4 protein-coding genes are annotated in these 3,001 nt (G+C 62.7%); 2 read left to right on the forward strand and 2 right to left on the reverse strand.

Annotated features, from left to right (window positions below; all coding sequences use genetic code 11):
• Nucleotides 1–270: 270 nt before the first annotated feature.
• Nucleotides 271–459, reverse strand: a complete 189-nt coding sequence (locus J2739_RS27795) for a DUF3606 domain-containing protein (protein WP_309907758.1) — start codon at nt 457–459, stop codon at nt 271–273.
• Between the two features lie 193 nt (nt 460–652).
• Between J2739_RS27795 and J2739_RS27800 the strand changes: the two genes are divergently transcribed.
• Together J2739_RS27800 and J2739_RS27805 are read left to right on the forward strand one after the other, a co-directional pair.
• Nucleotides 653–1,036 carry a hypothetical protein gene (locus tag J2739_RS27800; RefSeq protein ID WP_309907760.1) on the forward strand — a complete coding sequence of 128 codons (384 nt, stop codon included), beginning with the start codon at nt 653–655 and terminating at the stop codon, nt 1,034–1,036.
• Nucleotides 1,037–1,398: 362 nt separating this feature from the next.
• Entirely contained in the window at nt 1,399–2,076 is a 678-nt protein-coding gene (locus J2739_RS27805; RefSeq protein WP_309907761.1) for an ATP-dependent DNA ligase, read from the forward strand.
• A 586-nt stretch (nt 2,077–2,662) separates the two neighbouring features.
• On the opposite strand, the gene J2739_RS27810 is transcribed toward J2739_RS27805, so the two are convergent.
• Nucleotides 2,663–2,842 carry a DUF3606 domain-containing protein gene (locus J2739_RS27810; RefSeq protein WP_309907763.1) on the reverse strand — a complete coding sequence of 60 codons (180 nt, stop codon included), beginning with the start codon at nt 2,840–2,842 and terminating at the stop codon, nt 2,663–2,665.
• Nucleotides 2,843–3,001: the final 159 nt, after the last annotated feature.

Consider the following 3,001-nt stretch of genomic DNA (forward strand, 5'->3'; position numbering starts at 1 on the left):
CAGACACAGGGGACCCCGTCGGCCCCGCACTCGCAGCCGCCCTGGATTTCAAGCAAACCCGAAGGGCGGTCTGGGTGGTCGGCACAGACCCAGCCTGCGCCGTGGCAGAAGTGACAATTTCTGTCGGTCATGATCTCAGACGTGTGGCCATCAATTCCTCCGCAGGTACTTCTTCTTGAGGCTGCTTGCAAGCGATGCTTGCAGGGCCTGAGCTTGAGGATTTTTCCCAGCGGGCTTGTACTTGCAAGTGCGCCTGGTCCGCAGAAGCGGTCACCCCTTCGCCTCTAGGATCGAGAAGTACTTGCGCACGGCGTCGGCAGAGTTGCCAACGGCCTTCACCGCGGCGCGTAGCTCATCCTCTGTGCAGCCGAGGCTGGTGGCCCAGTCTCGGATTTCGTAATCCTGCTCGAGCGAGATGAACTTGCGGTCGCGGGCAGTCTGAGTGGTGTCGTCTGGCATGGTTGTCTCCTTGGGTGGTCCCAGGGTGGGCTGCTCAGCCGCACGGGATGTAGGCATCGTCCCACTCTGCACGTGGGCATCTTCGCGCCCCTAACTGACCGGACCACCCTTGACCCGCGCTCTGTAATGCAAGAGCATTAATTCATGTAATTTTTCCCATGCTGCCCAACCCATTGAACAGGCCGAGCCGAACATGAACTCACCAGCAAGAATGCACGGCAAGCATCGGCGGCTCTTTGGCTGGGTGGCCGCAGTCTCGACCATTCTGGTGCTGGGTTTGCTCAGCCTGGACGTCATCTTCCCGCCTGCGCCAGCGGCACCTTACGCATCGTCGCCGGGTACGGACTTTCAGCGGCTGCTGCTGGTGATCGCATTTCTCATTGCCCTCGCATCGTTTGCTGGCGCGATCATTGCGACCCTGCTGGAGTCGATGGCGAAGAGGAAAGAATGGGAAGAAGATGCGACCCCAGCGCGCCATGGGCGCACAGCCTTGGCTGAGGAACCCGCCAACGAGCGCCTGCGTGCCCTCAGGGCGGTGATCTCGTCATTGGAAGAGAGCCAGGTCGAAAGCCTCTGACCCCGTCCCTGAGTCCTGACGCCGCCGGCGCGCGGGCGCTCGCACCGGGCGCGGTGTGACTCTGGACGAAATCATCCCAATGCTGCTGGACGAGCGGCCGCTCATCTCGACGAGCCGGGCTGGATCTACGAGCTGAACGACGACGGTACCGCCTGCTCGCGCGCTTCGGGTCTAGCTCTTGCGAGCTTCGCACGCGCAATGGCGCTGACGCCACGAAGTGGTTCCTGAGATCGCGCGGCCGCTCGCCGCTGTGGCCGGCGGGCCCTACATCGTTGACGGGGATGTGTGCGTGCTCGACGATCTCACGACGGCCGGTGGTAGTCGCTGACAGCACGCCAGGGCGCCGCGTGCATCCTCTTGCCATGCTGCGCGCATCCGCTCCAAAGCCCGAGATCGTCGATACGCTCCGGCCCATGCTGGTCGATGAGCGGCCATTCGATCTCGTCGCGCTTGGCTGGCTGTTCGAGATCAAGTATGACGGGTATCGGTGCCTCGCGGAGTTCGGCGGCGGCGCCGCGTTCCTCCGATCGAAGAACGGCAGCGATATGACGAAGTGGTTCCCGGAGGTCGCCGATGCACTCGCGCGCGTGGAGAACGGGCCGCACGTGACGGACGGCGAGATCGTGGTGCTGGACGACATCGGCCGCAGCGACTTCGACAGGCTCCAAACGCGGGCGTTGCGCCGCCGGCTGCTGCCCGGCGCCGATTGGGTCGTCTACTGCGCATTCGACGTGCTGGTGCTCGACGGCGAGCCTGTCATGGCCCTGCCGCTGGTAGAGCGCAAGGCGTTGCTGGTGCCGCTGCTTGCTGAAGCCGGCTCTGTGCTGCCCGTGGGCCACTTCGAGGGCGACGGGCGCACCCTCTTCGATCACGCCGTGCTACCGCTGAAGCTCGAGGGGCTGGTGGCCAAGCGCCTGACCAGCACCTACCAGCCTGGCGTCCGCTCGAGCGACTGGGTGAAGGTGAAGCGGGAGAACGCGATCCCGGCTCAACGATTTAAGCGCGGTCCGAAGTCGAGGGACATCTCGGTCGGGCTGTAGGGCTGCCCCCGAAGCGAGCTGAGATGGCGCCTCGGGGGCCTCCGCCTCACGCTCCACAGTCAGCCAGCACTGCCGACCGCGAGCTTATAGCCCGGCCGCGACCGTCGAGTAGGGGAAGTTGGGGCCGTTGCCTTCCGTGGATGCGTCTTCGCTTTCGCCAGTCGAAAGCATTAACGTAAGGAGAGCGAGGACAAAGCAAATGATCACTGCACCGATGCCAAAGGCATACACGAGACCTACGGCCATCAGTGGACTAAGAAGCAGGACGAGTGATCTGGACATTTCTGCATCATGCGCGCCCGCCAAGCATCTGTCAGTGGCAGATTTCACGGCCGCCCTTGCTCCTTCTAACGGTCAAGGGAGAGGTTGTGCGCGAAAGGGCTGCGTCATTTTTTAGGCACAGCCTGGCAAATGCCTATCGGACAACGGTTTATAGCGATGCGCACCGCCTTATCCACTGTCTTGTCCACCGTTACGGTGAAGAACTTTCCACCTTATGTTTGACGCATCCGGTGAGGCCGCGACAAAGTTGTGCAGCCAGAACTCCAAGCGCAGATCACGCAGCCCATAGGCGAGGCGCTGGACACTACGTCTTGCCCAAGTGTTCGCGCACCTTGTCGGCACGGTCGCCGACGGCCGCGACGGCCCTGCGCAGCTCGTCCTCCGTGACACCAAGGGACTTGCATCCGTCCCTGACCTCGTAGTCTTCATTGATGTTAATGCGGGCGCGATCCTGGCCGCCCACCTTGGTCTTGTCGTCTGCCATTCAGGTCTCCAGTGTTGTGTTCGACACGGTTGCCGATCTGCAGCCGCGAGCGCGCCTGCGCAGTGTAAGCGTCCGGCCAACCCGCCTTGATTCCTGTGGGCCGGCCTAGGAGCATCGTGTTCACTACTCCACTTTTTTCTTGGCGGACACGTGAACACT

Source organism: Variovorax soli (assembly GCF_031454625.1).
GTDB classification, from domain to species: domain Bacteria; phylum Pseudomonadota; class Gammaproteobacteria; order Burkholderiales; family Burkholderiaceae_C; genus Variovorax; species Variovorax soli_A.